The organism is Kitasatospora sp. NPDC092039 (genome assembly GCF_044756065.1).
Lineage (GTDB): Bacteria > Actinomycetota > Actinomycetes > Streptomycetales > Streptomycetaceae > Kitasatospora.
Window position 1 is genome coordinate 288067 of the sequence record NZ_JBIVSD010000001.1, and the last position, 19335, is coordinate 307401.

19 protein-coding genes are annotated in these 19335 nt (G+C 74.4%); 13 read left to right on the forward strand and 6 right to left on the reverse strand.

All coding sequences use genetic code 11. From position 1 onward, the window contains the following. Window positions 1–45: 45 nt before the first annotated feature. Window positions 46–423, reverse strand: coding sequence for a hypothetical protein (locus tag ACIQI7_RS01200; protein ID WP_401103678.1), 378 nt, complete (start codon window positions 421–423; stop codon window positions 46–48). Window positions 424–966: 543 nt separating this feature from the next. On the opposite strand from ACIQI7_RS01200, the gene ACIQI7_RS01205 reads away from it, so the two are divergent. The 8 genes from ACIQI7_RS01205 (at window position 967) to ACIQI7_RS01240 (ending at window position 9779) form a co-directional block, all read left to right on the forward strand. Further along, entirely contained in the window at window positions 967–2343 is a 1377-nt protein-coding gene (locus ACIQI7_RS01205) for an NUDIX domain-containing protein (RefSeq protein ID WP_401103680.1), read from the forward strand. Beyond that, the gene (locus ACIQI7_RS01210) at window positions 2340–2834 is read left to right on the forward strand and encodes an NUDIX domain-containing protein (RefSeq protein ID WP_401103682.1); all 495 of its coding nucleotides are present in this window, start codon (window positions 2340–2342) and stop codon (window positions 2832–2834) included. The genes ACIQI7_RS01205 and ACIQI7_RS01210 overlap by 4 nt, the downstream gene beginning before the upstream one ends. Continuing rightward, on the forward strand, window positions 2831–3736 hold the full coding sequence (locus ACIQI7_RS01215) for a phosphotransferase family protein (protein ID WP_401103683.1): 906 nt from the start codon (window positions 2831–2833) through the stop codon (window positions 3734–3736). The genes ACIQI7_RS01210 and ACIQI7_RS01215 overlap by 4 nt, the downstream gene beginning before the upstream one ends. A 31-nt stretch (window positions 3737–3767) precedes the next feature. Next, the gene (locus ACIQI7_RS01220) at window positions 3768–4253 is read left to right on the forward strand and encodes an NUDIX domain-containing protein (RefSeq protein WP_401103685.1); all 486 of its coding nucleotides are present in this window, start codon (window positions 3768–3770) and stop codon (window positions 4251–4253) included. A gap of 1 nt (window position 4254) precedes the next feature. After that, window positions 4255–4500 carry a hypothetical protein gene (locus ACIQI7_RS01225; RefSeq protein WP_401103687.1) on the forward strand — a complete coding sequence of 82 codons (246 nt, stop codon included), beginning with the start codon at window positions 4255–4257 and terminating at the stop codon, window positions 4498–4500. A gap of 36 nt (window positions 4501–4536) precedes the next feature. Then, the gene (locus tag ACIQI7_RS01230; protein WP_401103689.1) at window positions 4537–5121 is read left to right on the forward strand and encodes a class I SAM-dependent methyltransferase; all 585 of its coding nucleotides are present in this window, start codon (window positions 4537–4539) and stop codon (window positions 5119–5121) included. Continuing rightward, a complete protein-coding gene (locus tag ACIQI7_RS01235) occupies window positions 5118–5591 on the forward strand; it encodes a GNAT family N-acetyltransferase (RefSeq protein ID WP_401103690.1) in 474 nt (157 codons plus the stop codon). Before ACIQI7_RS01230 ends, ACIQI7_RS01235 begins: the two co-directional genes overlap by 4 nt. A 951-nt stretch (window positions 5592–6542) precedes the next feature. Next, window positions 6543–9779: a fibronectin type III domain-containing protein gene (locus ACIQI7_RS01240; protein WP_401103692.1), complete on the forward strand. Its 3237-nt coding sequence runs from the start codon at window positions 6543–6545 to the stop codon at window positions 9777–9779. Window positions 9780–10070: 291 nt separating this feature from the next. Here the strand turns inward: ACIQI7_RS01240 and ACIQI7_RS01245 are convergent, their stop codons facing one another. The 3 genes from ACIQI7_RS01245 to ACIQI7_RS01255 form a co-directional block, all read right to left on the reverse strand. Beyond that, on the reverse strand, window positions 10071–11099 hold the full coding sequence (locus tag ACIQI7_RS01245; protein WP_401103693.1) for an alpha/beta fold hydrolase: 1029 nt from the start codon (window positions 11097–11099) through the stop codon (window positions 10071–10073). An 11-nt stretch (window positions 11100–11110) separates the two neighbouring features. Then, a complete protein-coding gene (locus tag ACIQI7_RS01250) occupies window positions 11111–12379 on the reverse strand; it encodes an esterase/lipase family protein (RefSeq protein ID WP_401103695.1) in 1269 nt (422 codons plus the stop codon). Window positions 12380–12614: 235 nt separating this feature from the next. Next, the gene (locus ACIQI7_RS01255) at window positions 12615–12833 is read right to left on the reverse strand and encodes a hypothetical protein (RefSeq protein WP_387757341.1); all 219 of its coding nucleotides are present in this window, start codon (window positions 12831–12833) and stop codon (window positions 12615–12617) included. A 117-nt stretch (window positions 12834–12950) separates the two neighbouring features. Between ACIQI7_RS01255 and ACIQI7_RS01260 the strand changes: the two genes are divergently transcribed. From ACIQI7_RS01260 to ACIQI7_RS01280, 5 genes are all read left to right on the forward strand, one after another. Then, entirely contained in the window at window positions 12951–14042 is a 1092-nt protein-coding gene (locus ACIQI7_RS01260) for a DUF5937 family protein (RefSeq protein WP_401103697.1), read from the forward strand. 192 nt (window positions 14043–14234) lie between these two features. Next, window positions 14235–14777 carry a pyridoxamine 5'-phosphate oxidase family protein gene (locus ACIQI7_RS01265; RefSeq protein ID WP_401103699.1) on the forward strand — a complete coding sequence of 181 codons (543 nt, stop codon included), beginning with the start codon at window positions 14235–14237 and terminating at the stop codon, window positions 14775–14777. A 223-nt stretch (window positions 14778–15000) separates the two neighbouring features. Next, complete coding sequence (locus ACIQI7_RS01270; protein WP_401103701.1) at window positions 15001–15981, forward strand: helix-turn-helix transcriptional regulator; 981 nt, start codon at window positions 15001–15003, stop codon at window positions 15979–15981. A 98-nt stretch (window positions 15982–16079) separates the two neighbouring features. Continuing rightward, window positions 16080–16817, forward strand: coding sequence for a phosphotransferase family protein (locus tag ACIQI7_RS01275; RefSeq protein WP_401103703.1), 738 nt, complete (start codon window positions 16080–16082; stop codon window positions 16815–16817). A gap of 69 nt (window positions 16818–16886) precedes the next feature. Then, on the forward strand, window positions 16887–17708 hold the full coding sequence (locus ACIQI7_RS01280) for a hypothetical protein (protein WP_401103704.1): 822 nt from the start codon (window positions 16887–16889) through the stop codon (window positions 17706–17708). A gap of 54 nt (window positions 17709–17762) precedes the next feature. On the opposite strand, the gene ACIQI7_RS01285 is transcribed toward ACIQI7_RS01280, so the two are convergent. Further along, window positions 17763–18665, reverse strand: a complete 903-nt coding sequence (locus tag ACIQI7_RS01285) for a hypothetical protein (protein ID WP_401103706.1) — start codon at window positions 18663–18665, stop codon at window positions 17763–17765. Continuing rightward, the gene (locus ACIQI7_RS01290) at window positions 18662–19306 is read right to left on the reverse strand and encodes a DUF6084 family protein (RefSeq protein ID WP_401103708.1); all 645 of its coding nucleotides are present in this window, start codon (window positions 19304–19306) and stop codon (window positions 18662–18664) included. Before ACIQI7_RS01290 ends, ACIQI7_RS01285 begins: the two co-directional genes overlap by 4 nt. Between the last annotated feature and the right edge of the window lie 29 nt (window positions 19307–19335).

The window sequence follows — 19335 nt, forward strand, 5'->3', positions numbered from 1 at the left end:
GGGGGGACGCGCGGCGGTCCGCGGGGGCGACAACGGCCCGTAGCCTCAAGGCCTGTGCTCGTCGAGCAGGGCCGTCGTCCGCGCCCACAGCTCGCGCTGCAGGCCCTCGTCCCTGCCGGGCCCAGGGCACTCCAGGGGCCGCGCTCCGCGCACGGAGAAGTAGCCCCCGCTGGTGTGCGCGAACGCCGGGTCGGTGGCCAGGCGCACGATGATCCCGGCCCCCTTGTGCGGATCACCCGCGCCGAGGGCGATCAGCACCCGTCGCAGGACTTCGGCCCCTGGCAGGTCCCGGCCCAGGCCGGTGGCGTTGAAGCCCGGGTCGCAGCAGTTCACCGTGACGCTCGCGGGGTCCAGCTGCCGGGCCAGCTCCTGGGTCCACATGACCGTCATCACCGAGGTCGGGTTGCACTTCCTGTCCGTCACCGGTCGGGCTGCCCTCGCCGTGGCCGGCCCCGAGACCCCCGCCGCCCGAAACACCCCGGCCCCCTGACCAGCCGAACGAGTGAATCCGGCGACGGCTACGCGCTGCGCGGCCGCCTCACCCCCGAGGGCGTCCGACGCCGCCTCGGCCCGATCCAGGACGCGGCACTCGAACGGGCTCTCGCCGCCTGCGCACTGGGCTCCGCGCTCTGCCGGACGCCTTTCGCACCCCGTTGGTGGAAGCGTCGGAGCACCCGCGCGGGGTGCTCGAAAAGTCCTTGTTCGACCCAGGATCGCCCAGAGGGAATCCGCTTGAGCGTCGCGTTCGAACAGCACCATCATCAGTCGCCTCCGCTCGAGCGAAGCCGTCCAACTCCGGTTTCGGAACATGCACTTGGATGAGCCCAGCTCCAGCGGCCGGCTCCGCGCGCTCGAACACCGCCCATGCCAGGAGGTCTTCGTGGACAACCCCACCGACACGCCGCCTGCCTCACGCCTTCCGGGCGACCGGCCGTGCCCGCCTCCCGATTCCGAGGAACCCGTTCAGTGATCGACTTCGACCAACTCACCGACCTCGCCGCACGCGAGGGCATCGAAAGGATCGGCCTCGGCGTCGTGGTCCGCGACGCCTCGGGCCGGATCCTCATGATCCGCAAATCCCCGCCCGACGTCCTGCCGGGGCTGTGGGAGTACCCGGGCGGCGGCCGGGAGGACGACGAGGCGCTACCCGCCGGCGCGGCCCGCGAGCTGGCCGAGGAGACCGGTCTCACCGGCCTGCCGCTGGAGTACGTGCGTCATCTCGACTTCACCAACCAGCGCGGGCTGCGCGTGCGCCAGTTCGTCTTCACCACCGTCGTGCCGGACGGCACCGGGATCGCCGTCTCCCCGAACCACGACGGCCACCAGTGGGCGGCCCCGGACGCCCTGCCACCAACCAGCGACGGGCAGCGTGCCGTGATCGAGTGGCTCACCAGGTGCTTGGCCGCCCCGGGCTGGCGGCCCGTCGGCGGCTACCTCACCACCATCGCCCGCCCCAGCTCGTACGGCTGTTTCCTGGTCACCGACCCGCAGGGCCGCGTCCTCGGGATGCGCTCGACCGTCAACCCGGACGTGTGGAACTTCCCCGGCGGCAACGTCGAACACGGCGAGACGCCGTTCACCACCGCCCTGCGCGAGGCCCAGGAGGAGCTGGGCCTCGACCTCGCGACTGAGAACCCCGCCGTGATCGCCCGGCGGCGCCTGGTCGCCGTCATCCACGAACAGGTCGGCACCGACTACCCAGTGCCGGCCTGCGGATACGTCTTCGACGGCGGCGTCCTGACGCCCGAACAGCAGGCCCGGATCCGGCTCGACCCGGCCGAGCACACCGAGCTCCGGTTCGAGACCGCCCACGCCTGGCGGCAGCTCATGGAGCCCTCCCGCTACCAGCGGCTCCGGCAAGTGCTGCGCGCCCACCGCTCGGGCGTCCCCCTCTACCTGGAACACCCCGCCCCGGCCGACGACGACTTCGAGGGCGTTCTCGTCTTCGTCACGGACCACATGGGCCGGCTGCTGCTACACCAGCGCGAAGACCGGCCGGACACGCCCTGGCCGGGCTACTGGACGCCGATCGGCGGCTGGCGCGAAGCCGGTGAGAACGCCCAGGAGAGCGCGGCGCGTGAGGTCCGCGAGGAGGCCGGCATCGAGATCACCGGCCTGCGGCCCCTCCCCGCCCCGCACGACGGCCTCGGCCTCCCTCTCACCCGCGTCCTGCACGCCGTATGGGACGGCGACGAGAGCGGCCTACGACTCGGCGACGAGGGCTTGGCCGTCCGCATGGTCCCCCTCGACGAACTGCCGGAGCTGAAGGTCCCGCCCTACCTGCAGCACTACCTGCCGATGCTCACCGACACGGCCGGCCTGCCCGCCGGGAGGAGCGCGTGAATCCGCTTGACAAAACCCGCCGTCCCGCCGTGCCCCGCCCGGCCGGGACGGAGCCGCCAGCCCTGGTCGTCGGCGTCCACCTCGTGCTGCTCGACGGCGACACCGTCCTCCTCGGCCGGCGCCACAACACCGCCTACGCGGATGGCCTGTGGCACCTGCCGGCCGGCCACATGGAGCCCGGCGAGACGGTTACCCGCTCGATGACGCGCGAGGCCCGGGAGGAGCTCGGCATCCTCATTGCCGAGGCCGATCTCACGCTCGCCCACACCCTGCACCACCTCGACGCCGACGACGGCCGCAGCCGCCTTCAGCTGTTCTTCCTCCCCGCCCGCTACGACGGCCAGGTCCGCAACGTCGAACCGCACAAGTGCGACGCGCTGCGCTGGTGGCCGCTCGTCGGGCTCCCGGCCGACACCGTGCCCTACACCCGCCACGCACTCGGCGAGATCGCCCGCGGCAACGCCCTGTCCACCGTCGGCTGGCCGACGTGAGCGCGCTCACCATCCCCGACGACGTGGAGCGGCTGCTGCCTGCGGCGGCAGGACGCTGTGAGCTGCTGGGCGTGCGCTCCCACGACCGCGCCGGCCGCCCGTGCGTCTGGGAGGTCGTCGACGAAGGCGGGCGCCGCCTGTTCGCCAAGCGCCACAAGAACGCGCTCATGCATGAACGGGAGACCGCCGCCTACCGGCTGCTCGCACCAGCCCTCGGCGAAGGCCGCACACCGTCCCTGCTGGCCGCCGACGCCTCCTCGCTGCTCGTCGTCACCTCCGCGCTGCCCGGGACGCCGGTTGTCAGTACCGCCCTCTCCGCAGCTGAGGAGCAGGAGGTGTACCGGCAGGCCGGGCACCTCCTGGCCGTCATCCACGCGCAGCCGACGGTCGACGCGCCCGTCGGCGAGTACCTGCTCTGGGACCAGGAGCGCGAACGGGCCCTGGCCCGTGCCCGCGACGCCTGTCTGTCGGACGAGGAGGTCGCGGTACTGGCCGAGGCCGCCCGCGCCGAACCCCCGCGTACCGCACTCGCCTACTGCCACGGCGACTTCGGCCCGCGGAACTGGCTCGTGCGCCGCGACGGCGACGGCGACGGCGACGGCGACGGGCTGACGCTCGGCGTAATCGACTTCGAACGCAGCCACGTCGAAGCCCCAGCGCGCCGCGACCTGATGCGCGTCACTCTCCACCTCACCCCCCGCCGGGCCGATCTCCGGGCCGCGTTCACCACCGAGTACGGGCGCGACCTCACCCCGCAGGAGCGCGCGGCGTGCCGGGCGTGGGCCGCGATCGACTGCCCCGCCGCCCTGCGCTGGGCCCTCGACCACCACCGGGACGAGGAGGTCCTCGGCTACGCCCGAACCGTGCTCGACCTGCTGCGCGACCCGAACCCGGTCGTGTGAACGCCCCTGCCTCCTACCGATCGGAGCAACCGTGCTGTCCCTGCGTCAGGCCGTCTGCGTCATCGTCCACGACGAGAAGGCGGACATGGTCGCCTGCGTTCACTATGCCAACGACTCCTGGTCGACGGTGCCCGCCTGGACCGTCCCCGGCGGCAAGGCCGAGGAGGGCGAGCGCCTCGATCAGGCCGCCGCCCGTGAACTGCGAGAGGAGGCGGGCCTGGTCGTCGCCGCGGAGGAGCTGCGGCTGGTCCACACCATCCAGGTCCGGGCCGGCTGGGACGGGAAGGGTCCGTTCCTGCTCTCGGTGTTCGCCGCGGCGTCCTGGCAGGGCGAGTTGACGAACACCGAACCGGACAAGCACCTCGCCGTCCAATGGGTCGACGCCAAGGCGCTGCCCACCCCGATGTTCCCCACCTCCCACGCCGCCCTCACCGCCTACCTCTCCGGCGACGACCGGGGGTTCTCCACCTACGGCTGGGACTCCCCCGCGGACCTGCGCGCCTACGTCGGAGCGTGACATGGCCGGCCGCCACCGCCGCCCGCCCACCGGCGAGCAGGCAGCCCTGCCCACCGACGCCGACCTGCGGCTGCTCGCCATCACCGAAGGCCGCACCATCGTCGACGAAGGCGTCGCCACCCTGCCCGGCGGACGGCACCCGTACGCCTACCGCACGCTCTACCGACCCGACGGCAGGGTGGAGCGGCTGCTGGAGCGCCTGGATCCCGGCCCGCGGCAACCACCCGGCCCCGCTCCCGCCGACTGACCCACCCGCCGAACGCACCCGACGAGAGGAGCGGCCGTGCCCGCCGCCGACCGCTGGAACGACCACTACCAGCAGGGAAAGGGCTTCCGGCCCGTCACCGAGGAGGAGGTCGCACTGCTCACCGAACGCCTGGGCCCGGGTGCCGGTCGCCGGGCGCTCGACCTGGGCTGCGGCACCGGCGAGTACGCCGCCGCCCTCCGTGGCCTGGGCTTCACCACCACGGGCGTCGACTTCTCCCAGATCGCCGTCGCCACCGCCCAGGACCGGCACCGAGACTACGACGGCCTCGACTTCCGGCCCATGGACACGGACCGCGGCGGCCTGAGCCTGCTCCCCACCGGCCGATTCGACCTCGTCACCTGCCGGTTGTTCCTCCCGTTCGTCGATCTCGTGCCGACCGTCGCCTGCGCCCGCCGCCTTCTCGTCCCCGGCGGCCGCCTCCTCGTCACCACCCCGCTCGCCGAACGCCAGCCCGCCGGCTGGGAGTCCATCGGCCTGCGCTCGGCCGCCCTCGACCTGCTGCGCTCCTTCACCTGGGCCGACGTGTCCGAATACCCGCTCGACGACCTGCTCTGCCTCCTGCTGACCACCCACCCCGCCCTGGAGAGAACCAGCCGATGACCCCCACCGCCGCCGCCCGACCCGCCGTACCCCACGACGCCGACGAACTGCTGCGCCTGCGCGTCGCCGTCCTGGACGGCCAGCTCACGGACGAGTGGCGCACCGTCTTCCGCGACGACATGCGCGAACGCCTGGGCACCGACCCCGACCTGCTCGCCTACGTCGTCCCCACGGCCGGCGGCCTCGCCGCATGCGCCATCGGCATCATCCACCGCGGCTACCTCGGCCCCGCCTTCCCCACCGGCCTGTGGGGCCGCATCCACACCGTGGCCACCGACCCCGCCCACCAGCGCCGCGGACACGGCCGCGCCGTCATCACCGCCCTCGTCGAAGCCCTCAAGGACCGCGGCTGCGGATCCGTCGAACTGCGCGCCACCGCCGCCGGCGCGCACCTCTACCGCTCCCTCGGCTTCGAGCCCCTCGACGGCTTCATGACGCTGCGCCCCGGCCCCGGCGGGTGGGTGCGGTGACCGCCTTCGTCCGGCCCGCGCGGTCCGTCCCCCGTGCCGGACGGCTCACCGACCGCGAGAATGAGCGGATCCGCTCGCCCCCGGCGAACACGGCGGCCACGCCGGATACCTCGCCTCCGGGGCCCGGAAGCCGGGCGAGGGCGGATGACCACCGCTGCCCGCAACTCCCCTACGACAGCGGACGCTTGAAAACGCCCGCCCAAGACCGATACCGCTCCGAGGAGAGCGTCTCCGCCAGCAAGGACTTCCCGTGCCCTCATCCCGGCCACGGGCTCCCGCGCCGCCCGCGTCCCGTCCACCGAGCCGGAAACGGGGACCGGCGAGGCCGTCCCGCGGCAACCAGGTAGCGCTGGGTGTAGATGGCATGTACGCTGCGTGTCGCTGGTTGAGCAGGATGCGGGCCCAGGTGCTGCTCCGTGGGGGGAGTCGCGCCCAGGCCCGGTGGCCGGCCGGGGCCCGGTTGCGCTTCGTGGGGGAGTCGCGGCCGGGCCCGTCGCCGGGTGCCGGTGATATGCCCGCCCGGCCACCCCGCCAGACGTGACAACCGTCCACGGCGTGAGCGCTTCCGGGCACGTCCGTCCAGAAGGGCGTCACCGCCACCCCGTAGGGCCGCTTCCCCGGTTTCGCCGACACCCCTCGTGCGGCGGCCCGACGGGCGCGACCATGCGGACAGCCGCCGGAAACCGCCCCACCCACGGTCACCCGCCCGCCCACCGCCGCCCCTGAACCCTGCGCCCCCGGATGCCCCTCGCCGATGCGGTCACGGTCCGTGGCGATCTGATGACGTTTCATACGCACCCCCGCAAGGGACCCACTAGACGCCGATCCGCTTGTGATGAAGCCGTGTTGAGGATGGTTTGATTCCGCTTCCCGGTCGGTAGATTCCGGCGGGGCTCCGCCGGGGCCCGGTCCCGCGGACCCCTGTGTGCCGCGGGCGGAGGGGAATCGAGCATGTGGTATCCGAGGAAGACCAGGGGCGGGCGCTTACGCGGCCGCTCGGTGCTGGCCGTGGCGATAGCGCTGGGGCTGGGCGCGGGATCCGTGGGCGCGGCCGGGGCGGCGCCGTCGCCCGGGCGGGCGGGTGCCGCGGCCCAGGCCGTGCAGACGCCCCTGATCGACTCCGTGCAGCCGTTCGCCACCGGCACGGTGCACGTGACCGTCACCCCCGGGGACGCCGCCCAGGAGGCGGTGGCCCGCGTCGACGTGTCCGCGTACGCGTTGGACGCCGACGGCAACGCGACCGGCGCACCGGTCGCCACCGGCAAGGTGGACCACCCGGATCCGGCCAACCCCCCCGTGGTCGAGATCGGCGGTCTGACCGACGACGTCAACTACGCCTTCAAGGCCACCGAGACCACCACCGGCGGGACCGTCTCCGGTGTGTCGCCCGCCTTCGTCGGCGGCCCGCAGACGCCCAGGGCACCGCTCGCTCCCACGCTGGCCACCCTGCTGGGCCGGGACGGCGGACTCCTGGCCGCCTGGAACCCCGCCCACCCCAACGGCTCGCCCGTGACCGGCTACACCGTCACCGCGACGCCGAACGGCCCGGGCGCCAGCGTGACCGTCAACGTGGCGGGCGACGTGACGAGCACCGCCGTCACCGGGCTGGTCGACAACAGGTACTACTTCGTCTCGGTCACCGCGACCAACGCCGCCGGGACCAGCCCGGCCGGCGTCTCCGACAGCCAGACCACCGGCGCCAACGACAACGGCACCGTCCTCACCCGGCCCGCCTACCCCGCCGGCGCCCCGCAGGACGTGACCGCCGCGCCGCCGCCGGTCGGCGCGGACGGCAGCCAGCCCGACTCGACCTCGCTGAAGGTGAGTTGGGACGCGCCGCTGGACGACGGCGGCAGTACCGTCACGGGCTACTCGGTCGACGCGACCGCTCCCGACCGCCAGCCCGTCGCGGTGACCGTGCCGGCCACCGCGAAACAGACGACGCTGACCTCGCTGGCCCCGGGCGTCGAGTACTCGATCACGGTCACCGCCGTCCAGCAGGACGGCCGGCGCGGCGCCACCAGCGCCGTGGTCAAGGCCGCGCCCGCTCCGGTCCTGGCGCCCGGCACCGTGATGCTGTCCGCCGCCTCGGCCGCGGCCGTCACCAAGGTCACCGGCACCACCGTGGTGTTCACCGACCCGCCCGCCCAGGTGGCCGGACTGAAGGTGAAGAACATCATCGCCGTCGGGGAGAACAGCAACCCGCTGCTCTCCGGCGGCCTGCTGCGCGTGGTGGAGAAGATCAGCACCGTCGGCGGCGCGGTGACCCTCACCACCAGCCAGGCCGCGCTGGAACAGGCCTTTCTGGACCTGGACTTCACCGCCACGGGCAGCCGGCTCGCGTCCGGTTCCGACGGCTACCGGATCACGATGCTCAACCCCGACGTCCAGGCGTCGGTGGCGTCCCAGGGCTCGGGCACGGTCGCGAACAAGACCTTCACCCTCGACCTGGCCGAGAAGCTCACCAACGATCCCAGGATGAAGGAGCGGCTGGGCAACAACACGACGGTCACCGCGAAGCTCACCGCGGCCCTGAGCCTGAGCACCGACTGGTCGGCCACCGCCGGTCTCGAGCGCGATCCCGCCTACTACGCGGTGGATCCCCGCGGTTACACCATGACCTACGACTTCACCGCGACGGCCACCGCGAAGGCGTCGATCGTCGGCGAACTGGGCGTCGCCTACAAGCACGAGACGAAGCGCGATCCGCTGCTGACCGTCAAACCGGCGACCTGCCTGACGGTGTACGCGATCGTGCTGTGCCCCTCGCTGACGGTGTACACGGAGACCGCGATCGACGGATCGATCAAGTTCTCGTTCTCCGCCTCCTACGAGCGGACGATGGGCGGCAAGATCAGCCGGGACAACACCGGAGCGGTCCACAAGACGGACCTGACCAAGGACCCGGTCACCAGTTTCGACTACTCGCTGAACGCGGCGGCCAAGGTCACCTTCTCCTTCCCCGTCGCGCTCGAGATCCTCGTCTACAACCTGGTCGGCCCGAGGCTGGAGATCACGCCCGCCATCGAGGTGACCGCGGACACCTCCGCCAATCCATGGCTGACGGTGAAAGCACCACTGAAGGTCGCGCTGTTCTTCGTCGTCGACTTCAAGGTCGCCAGCATCTCCGCCGGCGGCGAGATCTACAGCAAGACCTTCGACCTGTACAACGCCCCCGGGCCCTTCCCCGGACCGACCCTGTCCAGCGGCGCGGCCCTCACCGCGGGCGCGCGGAGTGCGGACCCGTCCGAGAGCCTCACCGCGGCGGCCGCCTCGCACCAGTACACGGTGACCTGGCCGGCGGCCTGCGACCCCAACCAGGCGGTCACCTGGTCCATGGCCCCCGGATCGCTGGGCACCGTCGACCAGACCGGCCTGTACAGCCCGCCGCACCCCCGGCCCAGCCACTACGTCGACCTGGTCACCGCCACCACCGCCGGTACGCCCGCCTGCCCGGCCGCCACCGTCCAGGCGGCGGTCCACCACGGGTCGACCCTCCCCGGCGCACCCAAGCACCCCGCGATCACCCCGGACGGCTCGACTGTCACCTGGACCGCGCCCGCCGACGGCGGCAGCGCCATCCAGGAGTACGTGGTGACCGTGGTGCACGATCCCGGCGACCCGGCCGGCGCCCAGACGGTCCTGGGCACCGTACCCGGCACCGCGACCTCCCTGACGGTCCCCGCCGACCGCGTCGCGCAGATCGAGGCGGACCACGCCAGGGTGCAGGTCACCGCGGTGAACGAGCGCGGGCAGGGCCCCGCCTCCGCCCTGTCGCACCCCGCCCCGTCCACCAACCCCATCCCCTTCGTGGAGCGGACGGAGAGCACCGCGAACGGCGGCACCCTCTACGTGACGCCCCACATGGTGAACGTGGGCACCAGCGACGCCACCGGCGTCCGCTACCAGCTCAGCTACCCCGAGGGCTTCACCAGCCGCAGCAACCCGGGTGCGTGCACCGTCGACCAGGCGCAGCGGCTCCTCACCTGTGACATGGTCGACATCGCCGCCGGCCACCAGACGATCACACCGCTGATCTCGTTCACCGTCGGCCGGCTGACCCCTGGCACCGGCTACCCGCTGACCATGACCCGGCTGTCGGCCAGCCCCTACCCGAGCGATCCCGACAACGGCACGATGACCCTGGTCTGCACCGCCGACGACGCGGGCAAGGTCACCTGCGCCTGACGGTCCCCAGCCGCGGGGGGGGGGGGGGGGGGCGGGGGCGGGGGGGGCGGGCGGGGGGGGGGGGGGGGGGCCCCCCGCCCCCCCCCCCCGCCCCGCCCCCCCCCCCCGCCGCCCCGCCCCCCCCGCCCCGCCCCCGGGCCCCCCCCCCCCGGGCGGGGCCGCGCCCCCCCCCGGGGCCGCCCCCCCCCCCGGGGGGGCCCCCCCGCCCCCCCGGGGGGGGGGGGCCGCCCGCCCCGCCGCGGGTTCCTCAACGCCGCACCCGTACGGGCCGTTCCGCGCCGGCCGTCCCGGTCACGCCCCGTCCAACGCCTCCACCAGCGCCGTCAGGAACTCCTTCGGCCGTTCCAGCTGCACGCTGTGCCCGGCGCCTTCGACCGCGACCTCGCGCACCCGCCCGCCGGCGGCGGCGTAGCGGTCCAGGACGGCGCGGGTCTGCGCCACCATGGGCTGTGCCGGGCAGGTGTCGGCGCCGGGCCAGCCCGGGACCGCGCCGACCGCCCCCAGGTGGGCCAGGTCGAAGAGCGAGGTGTCGGAGACGATCACGTCGGCCGTCCCGCGGATCCACAGGATCGGCGGCTTCGGCTCGACCAGCTCCAGGTCGTCGATCCGGAAGTGGGTCGGCGCCATCGAGTTGAGCACCCCGCGTCCGCCGGGTCCGAAACCGGGCCAGGCGTCGCTGGTGCGGCTGTCGCCCGGATAGTGGTCCTCCCCGGTCCGGGTGGTCAGCATCGCGGTCACGAAGGGGTCCGGCTCCGCCAAGGGCTCGCTGACGTAGGCGCTGTTCAGCACCGAGCGCGGCGCGAACGGCGACTCGGCGCCGAGTTCGCCCTCGCGCAGCAGCCGGACGAACTCGGGGGCCGCACCGCCGGCGCCCGACCCCGCCCCGTCGGGCGAGTTGAGCCGCCCGTCCACCCCGTGGGTACCGCCGAAGCCGTACGGGGAGACCGGGTTGACCAGGGTGAGCGAACGGACCAGGTCCGGGTGGTCGCGCAGCAGTTGCAGCACCACACCGCCGCCCATGCTCCAGCCGACCAGGTGGACCGGGCCGAGATCCAGCGTCCGCAGGTAGGAGAGCAGGTCCTCGCTGTGGTCGCGCAGGCCCCGGGTGGCGTCCACCGGCAGCGGCTCGGTGCCGCCGAAGCCGCGCAGGTCGGGCGCCAGCGGACGGTAGCGCTCGGGGAGGGCGGTCATGGTCGGGTGCCAGAAGACGCCGGAGGAGACGTTGCCGTGCACCAGGACCACGGGCTCCCCGGTGCGGCCCTCGATCTCGGCGTGGTTCACGGTGAGCCGGTCGGTGACGACCGGTCGTTCGATGATCATCCGGGTGGTCCTCAGTTCAGCCAGCCGGCGACCTGCGCGCTCGCCGCGCCGTCCCAGCCGAGTTGCAGGTGGTTGGCGAGGGTGATCAGCGCGGTCCCGCCGACGGTGCCGAAGCCGGTGGTGTCAAGCGCGCTGGCGACGAAGACCACACCGTCGCTGGGCCCGCGGTTCTCGTTGAAGATCCCGACGATGCTGGGCGTGCCGCCGGCCAGCAGGTACGACGTCACCGAGGAGGGGACCCCGGCCTGCTGCAGCGGGGCGATCAGCGAGCCGGCGTTGATCGCGGCCTGGATGCCGCCGCCGTCGGTGAAGAAGCCCTGCCCGCCGTGGTACGTCGTGTACCAGTCCTGCTGGGTCTGGTCGATGCCGAACACCGAGTCCCAGCGGGCCAGCATCTGCCGCTGCCCGGGGTAGACGTCATAGCCGCTGGTGGGGGTGAAGGAGAACTCCGGGTGCGAGGTGTAGGTGCCGTAGCAGGTCATCCGCAGGTGCGGGGACGGGGCGTTGACGGCGCCGCCGCACTGCGGCCAGATCGAGAAGTCGTGCGCCCAGCCGTGCGCGAACGGGTAGTCGTAGCCGCCGTTCGGGCCGCCGAGGGTGATCAGCTTGCGCACGTCGCCCGCGTACGCGCGGCCCCAGGAGGGCTTCACCGAGGACACATAGGCCCGCGACGACATCTCGCCCTTGCTCCAGCCCACCACGTCCACCTTCGGGACACCGAGCTTGGCCCGGATCAGCGCGACGGCGTCGCCGACCTCCTGGGCCTGCATCAGGTTGTCGCCCTGCTTGTGCGCGAAGCCGATCGCGAAGACCCGGTAGCCCCGCCCGGCCAGGTTCTGCATCAGCCCGGTGCTCGGGCAGGAGGCGGAGCCGCAGCCGTAGCCGCCGGACTCGCCGGGGTTGGCCCAGGCGCGGTCCGGGTTGTCGTTGGCGCCGTGCACCAGCAGTACCGGGACCTGGTGCGAGCCGGTGTTCCAGCCCGGGGCCGAGTAGAGCAGGAAACGGCCGGAGTAGGGCTGCTTGACGCCGCCGAAGAAGGTCAGCCGCTGGCCGTCCTGGTCTCCGCGGCCGTCCGGCGGGTACTGCTCCTGCCGGAAGCCGGTGGTGGTGTCGAGGTAGCGCTCGACGCGTTCCCAGCCGTTGGCGACGCTGCCGTACGTCGCCTCCAGGGTCAGGTGGGACGGCACCGCGGCCGTGGCGGCCACCGCCGGCACCGCCGGGACGGCCGCACCGACCAGCGCCAGCACGCCCGCGAGCACCCAGCCCAGTCCTCTTCGCATACGCGTTCACTCCTCCACGCCGAGGTGTCCGGTCCGGGACACCCTAGGGCTGCCGAAGTGCCCCTCCCTATGTCGGCCGCCCACACCCCCGGCCTCCTGATGTGGCTCTCGGCCACCTGGCCAGGACCCCGCTGCGGACCGCCCGCGGCGCCCGGCCGCCCGGCCCGTCGAGCTTGGCACTTCCCCGGGCGGCGAGGCCCCGGCGGCCCCGGCGGCCCCGCCGTGCCCGCCGGACCTAGCAGGCCCGGGGGCGCAGCCGGCGGCGGAGGGCCAGGCGCAGCGCCAGCCGGAGGCGGCCGGTGGCCGGGCGGCCGGCGAGGACCGCCTCGAAGCGGCGCCGGTCGCGGGCCGCGCGCAGCACCTCGACGTCGTGGGTGCCGGGGACGGGCGGGGCCGGTTCGGCGTGCTGGGCGGCCCGGTGACTGTCGAGGAGGTGCTGCTGCAGTGCGTTCATGCGCCCACCGTGCACCCCGACCGCCCGGCAAGTCCCGTCGTTTGACGGCCCCCGTCAAATGGCGCGACCGCTCCCCCCGCCCGAACCCGCACGTCAGCGGCCCTGCACCATAGGGGGGTGAGCGTGACCATCGACATCACCGGACTGCCGCACGAGCGGATCACCTTCTGCCCCTCGCCGCTGGCGGAGCTCGGCAACGCGCTGCACGCGCTGGCCGAGCCGGCCCACCACGCGCGGCTGCACGCGTGGACGACGGCGACCTCCGCCGCGCTCGCACCGGAGCTGGCCGACCGGCTGCTGGAGGCCGAGTTCATGTGGCGGTCGACGCGCTCCGACTTCCTGATGCCGGCCCGGCCCCGGCAGACCCTCGCCGAGGAGCTGGACGACCTCGACCGCATGGACGACGAGAGGTTCGTCGGCACGGCCCTGGAGATCTCCTGCAGCACCAGCCACTACCCGAAGGGCCTGCCGTCGCCGCTGGTCGACGCGTGGGCGCGGCGCCGCGCGCTCGACCTGGCGGCGGCGCGCGGCCCGCGCCAGGCGGCGTTCGTGGAGCGGATGCTGGCCGACCCCACCGCCACCCGTGCGTGGATCCGGCGCCTCCTGGAGGACTGCGACCAGGCGTTCTTCGCCGACACCTGGCGCCGGATCCGCGCCCAGCTCGCCGCCGACGCCCAGCACAAGACCGAGCTGCTGCGCCGCAAGGGCCTGGCGGAGGCGCTCGCGGCGGCGTCCCCGGCGCTGAGCCTGGAGGAGGACGAGCACGGCAGCCGCATCGTGGTCGACAAGCTGCTCCACGGCCGCACCCGGGCCGGGGACAGCGCCGTCACCCTGCTGCCGACCGCGTTCGGCTGGCCGCACCTGTTCACCCTGTACGGGCCGGGCTGGCAGCCGGTGATCCAGTACCCGGCCGCCGCCCACGAGATCGGCGGCGCCGAGTCCGTGGAGGCGGTCAGGCTGCGCCTGGACGCGCTGACCCACCCGCTGCGGATGCGGCTGTGCCGCAACCTCGCGCGCGGCAGCTACTCGACGAACGAGCTGGCCGACGCGTACGGCGTCACCGCCCCCGAGGTGTCCCGCCACCTCGCCGTGCTGAAGAAGGCCGGGCTGGTCACCACCCGGCGGCGGGGCCGCTACGTCCTCCACCAGCTCGACAACGCGGTCGTGGCCCGGCTCGGCAGCGACTTCCTGGAATCCGTGCTGCGATAGGGACGGACGGTGGGGGCGCCCGGCCATCAGCCCCGGTCGGTTCGGCCCGGTCGGCGGCCCCGGTCGGTTCGGCCCGTCGCCGAGGCGGCGCGGGAAACCCGACAGAGGATGTCGGGTTTGACCGGGACAGTGGGGGTGCCGGTCGGCGCCGTGGTGGCACCGGCCGGGACGACGAACGGACAAGGGAACCCCATGCGCGAAACACCCGACGAGCTGCACCGGCTCCAGGCCCTCCTCGACGCCTCGCTCGCCCGCTCCACGGCCCACCTGCGGTCGATCATCAGCAGCGAGCGCACGCTCACCGCCGAGCAGCTCACCGGCGTGCTCACCGGCATGTGCACGCTCGCGCTGTCCACCGTGACGGCCAAGGGCGAGCCGCGGATCAGCGGCGTGGACGGGCACTTCCTGCACGGGAAGTGGCACTTCGGCACCGCGGTCGGCGCCGCCAAGGCCCGGCACCTCGCCGCCCGGCCCGCCGTCAGCGCCGCGCACCTGCGCGGGGAGGAGCTGGGCGTGTTCACCCACGGCACCGTGGAGGTCCTCAACCCCCACGGCGGCGAGCCGGCCGCCGACTGGCCGGAGCTGCTCGCGTACTTCCGGGACTTCTACGGCGACGACGCCTTCGACTGGGACAACGACGTGGTCTACTACCGGCTGCACCCGCAGTGGATGGCGGTGTTCGCCGCCGCCCCCGCCGAGCTCGGCGGGAAGCCGGGCGAGGCCGGCCAGGTGTGACCCCGCCCACCCCGGCCCCTGGCCCGGCCCCCGGCCCGGGCCCCCTGCGCGCCTGAGCACCGCGCACCGCCGACCGCGCAGGCCCGCCCCGCCGGACGCCGGGCGCCGACGGTCGGCCCGCCCCGGGCCGGGGCGGGCCCAGCCTCCGCGCCCGGCGAGAATGGTCCCGCGCGGCCGGCGTACCACCGGGCGCGCACCCACGACGGGCGACGGAGGGAACGACGTGCGGGCGAGCCGGACGATCGCGCTGCTGCTGCTCCTCCAGAGCCGGCGGGCGATGACCGCCGCGGAGCTCGCCGCCGAGCTGGAGGTCTCCGAGCGCACCGTGCAGCGGGACGTCGCCGCCCTGGTCGAGGCCGGCGTGCCGGTGTACGCCGACCGCGGCCGCGGCGGGGGCTACCGGCTCGTCGACGGCTACCGCACCCGCCTCACCGGCCTCGAACGCGCCGAGGCCGAAGTCCTGCACCTGGCCGGACTCCCGGGCCCGCTGCGCGACATGGGCCTGGCCGGGCACGCCCTCGCCGCCCGGCTGAAGGTCGCCGCCGCCCTGGGCGACGCCCCCGCGGCCGCCGCCCGGCGCTTCCACCTCGACGCACCGGCCTGGTTCCGCGACGCCGAGGCCCCTCCGCTGCTCGCCGAGGTGTCGCGCGCCGTGTGGGAGGACCGCGTGCTCCACGGCCGGTACGCGGCTCGCGGCGGCACCCGGGACCGGCGGCTGGAGCCGTACGGCCTGGTCCTGAAGGCCGGCCGGTGGTACCTGGCGGCGCGCGGCCCGTCCGGCCGGATCGGCTCGTACCGCGTCGACCGCTTCGAGACCGCCGAGGCCGGCGACGAACGCTTCGAGCGCGACCCGGAGTTCGACCTCGCCGACCACTGGGCCGCCGCGGCCCGGGAGTTCACCCGCGCCATGCTGCGCGAGCGGGCCGTGGTCCGCCTGAGCCCCGTCGCCGTCGAGAACCTCGCCGTCCTGCTGGAACCCACCGTCGCCGCCGACGCCCTCGCCACCGCGGGCGCCCCGGACGCCGACGGCTGGGTCACCGTGACCCTGCCGGTCGAGACCTGGGACATCGGCTACTTCGAACTCCTCCGCCTCGGCCCGGAGGCCGAGGTCCTCGACCCTCCCGAACTCCGTGCCCGCCTGGCCGACGCCACCCGCCGCGCCGCCGCCCTCTACACCGGACCGTCGGGCCGGGACGGGAACTGACGGCCCGACAGGCGCGGCTCCCGAACGCACGCTCCCCCGCCGCCGTGGTACGCGAAATTCCCGGCGCCGCCGACGGCCGTCCCGCGATACTGGTCGCCATGGATGAGGTCGAGGTCGTCGTCGCCCACTCCGAGCGCGCGACCCTGCGCGTCGGCGACGTGTTCCTGAAGGTGGACGGCGACCACGCGCGCACCGCCGTCGAAGTCGAGGCGATGGCCCTGGCGCCAGTGCCGACCCCCGAGGTCCTGTGGCGCAGGCCGCCGGTGCTCGCGATAGCCGCCGTCCCCGGGACGGCGCTCGGCCGCCTCGGCGAGCCGTCGACCGCGTCGCGGGCGGCCTGGGCCGCGGCGGGCGCCACCGTCCGGGCCCTGCACGAGGCGCCGTTGCCGCCCTGGCCCGGCCGGGGCGTCGACGAGTTGGCGGCGGAGCTCGACGGCGAGTGCGAGTGGCTCCTGACGAACGGCGTCCTTCCCGCCGACCTGGTCACCCGCAACCGCCGGATCGCCGAGGGCGCGCTCCGGCCGTGGACGCCGGTGTTCACCCACGGGGACCTGCAGATATCTCATGTGTTCGTCGAGGGCGACGAGGTCACCGGCGTCATCGACTGGTCGGAGGCGGGCCGGGGTGACGCCCTGTTCGACCTCGCCATCCTGACGCTCGGACACGAGGAGCGCCTCGGCGACGTCCTCGCCGGCTACGGCACCGACGTCGACCTCGACGTGATCCGCGCGTGGTGGTCGTTTCGCAGTCTGCAGGCGGTCCGGTGGCTGGTCGAGCACGGCTTCGACCCGTCCGCGCCGGGCTGCGAGGTCGACGTGCTGAGGTCCCGGATGTGAGGCCGTCTCCCCGGAGGTCGGGCGGAGGACGGTAGATTCGCTCCCCGCCCACCGACCGAGGGAGTGCCCGTGCCCGACCGGCCCAGCCTGCTGTACGTGACCGACCTGGCCTACCCGGCCCGTGGGCGCCGGTACGGCGACGAGGACGTCCTCCTCACCTCCCGGCTGCGGGAGTGGTTCGACCTGGCCCTGTGCCACCCGCTGGACGCCCGGGCGCTGATGGGGCGCTTCGACGCGGTCGTGGTGCGCAACAGCGGGCCGGTGTTGCACTACCGGGAGGAGTACGCCCGGTTCCGCGCCCGGGCGCTGGCCGACGGCGTGCGGGTCTACAACCCGCTGACCGGGCGGGGCGACATGGCCGGGAAGCGGTACCTGCTGGACCTCACCGAGGAGGGGTACCCGGTCATTCCCACCGTCGACCGCCCGCAGGACCTCGGCCGGCTGCCCGCCGCCGACCACTACGCGGTCAAGCCCCGGGAGGGCGCCGACAGCATCGGCCTGCGCTTCCTCACCCGCGGCGAGCTGGACGCCCTCGCCTGGGGCGAGGTGCTGGTCCAGCCGCGGATCGACTTCCGCTACGAGGTGTCCTTCTACTTCGTGGACGACGCCTTCCAGTACGCCCTCCACACCCCCGACCCGACCCGCCGCTGGGTGCTGGAGCCGTACCGGCCGAGCGCCGCCGACCTGGAGTTCGCCCGGGGCTTCGTCGGGTGGAACACCCTCGCCCACGGCATCCAGCGGGTCGACGCCTGCCGCGCGCCGGACGGGCGGCTGCTCCTGGTCGAGCTGGAGGACCTCAACCCGTACCTGTCCCTCGACCTGGTCGCCGAGGAGGTCCGGGAGGGTTTCGTGCGCGCCCTGGCGGACTCGCTGCGCCGCTTCCTGGGCTGACTCCTCTCCGGCGCCTCGCCCGCCACCGCACCCGCGCCCTCCCGGGGGCGGCCGTCAGGGCCGTTCGGCCCGCTCGTCGGCGCCCCGGGCCTCCGGTTTCCGGCTACCGAGGCCCTCCGGGGGGATCCGCGGGTGGTCCTCCAGGACGACCGGCGAGGACAGCACCACCCGGCGTCCGCCGTCCGGCCCGGCCAGCACCGGCCAGGTGCGCTCGTTGCGGCACCGCTCGACGGCCGGGCGGGCCCACTCGGGCGGGGCTGCGACCGACAGGAAGGCGCCGTGCTCCAGCCCGAGCAGCAGGTGGGTGGAGACCAGTGAGCGCGGCAGCGCCTGGTCGCGGGTGGCCCGGCGGGGCGGCATCCAGGCGGAGGCGTTCTCCACGTCCACGACCAACCGCTGCGCCCGGTACGGGCCGGGCACGGCCTCGGCCCGCAACCGGACCAGGCCGTCGACCTGTTCGCGCCGCCGCACCACCCGGCCGACGACGGCGCCGCGCTCGTGCACCAGCCCGGTCTCGCCGACGCCGGGCAGCCGGAACGCCCGCTGCACCACCCCCTCATCCAACTCCTCGACGTGGAAGACGAGTTCGAACCGCTCCTCGGCCCCCTCGTCCCCCTCGACGAGCTCCCGGTCCGCCAGCTCCAACCGCTCCACGGACTCGAAGCCGGCGGCGGTGGCCCGTTCGACGGTGCGCCGCTGGACCCGCAGGAAACGCAGCTCGACCGCCAGCACGTCCCCGCCGCGCGCCTCCATCAGGCAGTCGGTGCGCTGGTGGGAGTGCTCGCCGCCCTGCGCGGTGTACTCGGGCGGCACCAGGACGCCGGAGTGCCGGCCCAGTCGGCCCTCGGCCGCCGGGGCGCGGTGCGGGGAGAGCGCGTGGCCCTCCAGCAGCACCGCGTCGGCGATCCGCCGGGCGGCCGCGAAGCCGTGCTCGATCCGTTCCGGATAGCGGTTCACGGGGCCGTCCCGCCGATCGCCGCCGCCGCGAGCAGCTCGCGCACCGTCGCCTCCCAGGAGGGCAGGGCCCGCCGGGAGCGGTAGGCCAGCAGCTCGTCGATGACGTCGTCCGGCAGCCGCAGCCAGCCGCTGTCGGGGAAGTGCCGGTCGATCGCCTCCCGCCAGACCCGCACCGGCATCCGCACCCGGGCCTCGCGGTCCCAGGGCACCGGGCTGACCTGGAAGCCGTCGGGGCCGGCGAAGGCGGTGCCGGAGAAGAGCAGCAGCATCGGCACCTCACCGCCGTCCAGCGCCCGGAAGTAGCGGGCCGAGGCGACCTCCTGGTCGTAGGTGCAGGGCACCGCGAGGTCGATCTCGGTGGCGCCGGTGAAGCCGGGCACCAGCAACGGCACGGTGGCGAACCGGATCGGGGGGAGCGTGGCCGCCCAACGCTCCTTTCCGCCGAACAGGTCGGTCAGCCGCCCGCTCTCGGTGTCGCCGTACGGCCGGTGGCCGGGTTCGATCCGCAGCTGGCAGTGGAGGGCGAGGGCGTGCACCCGGGTGTCGGCCGGGGCGGTGATCCGCAGCCGGAACACCAGGGTCGGCCCGGCCGCGTACGGGTCGGAGCGCACCCCGGTGCAGGCGAAGCCGAGCGCCGTCACGCCGCCACCTCCGCGGGCGGCCGTTCGGC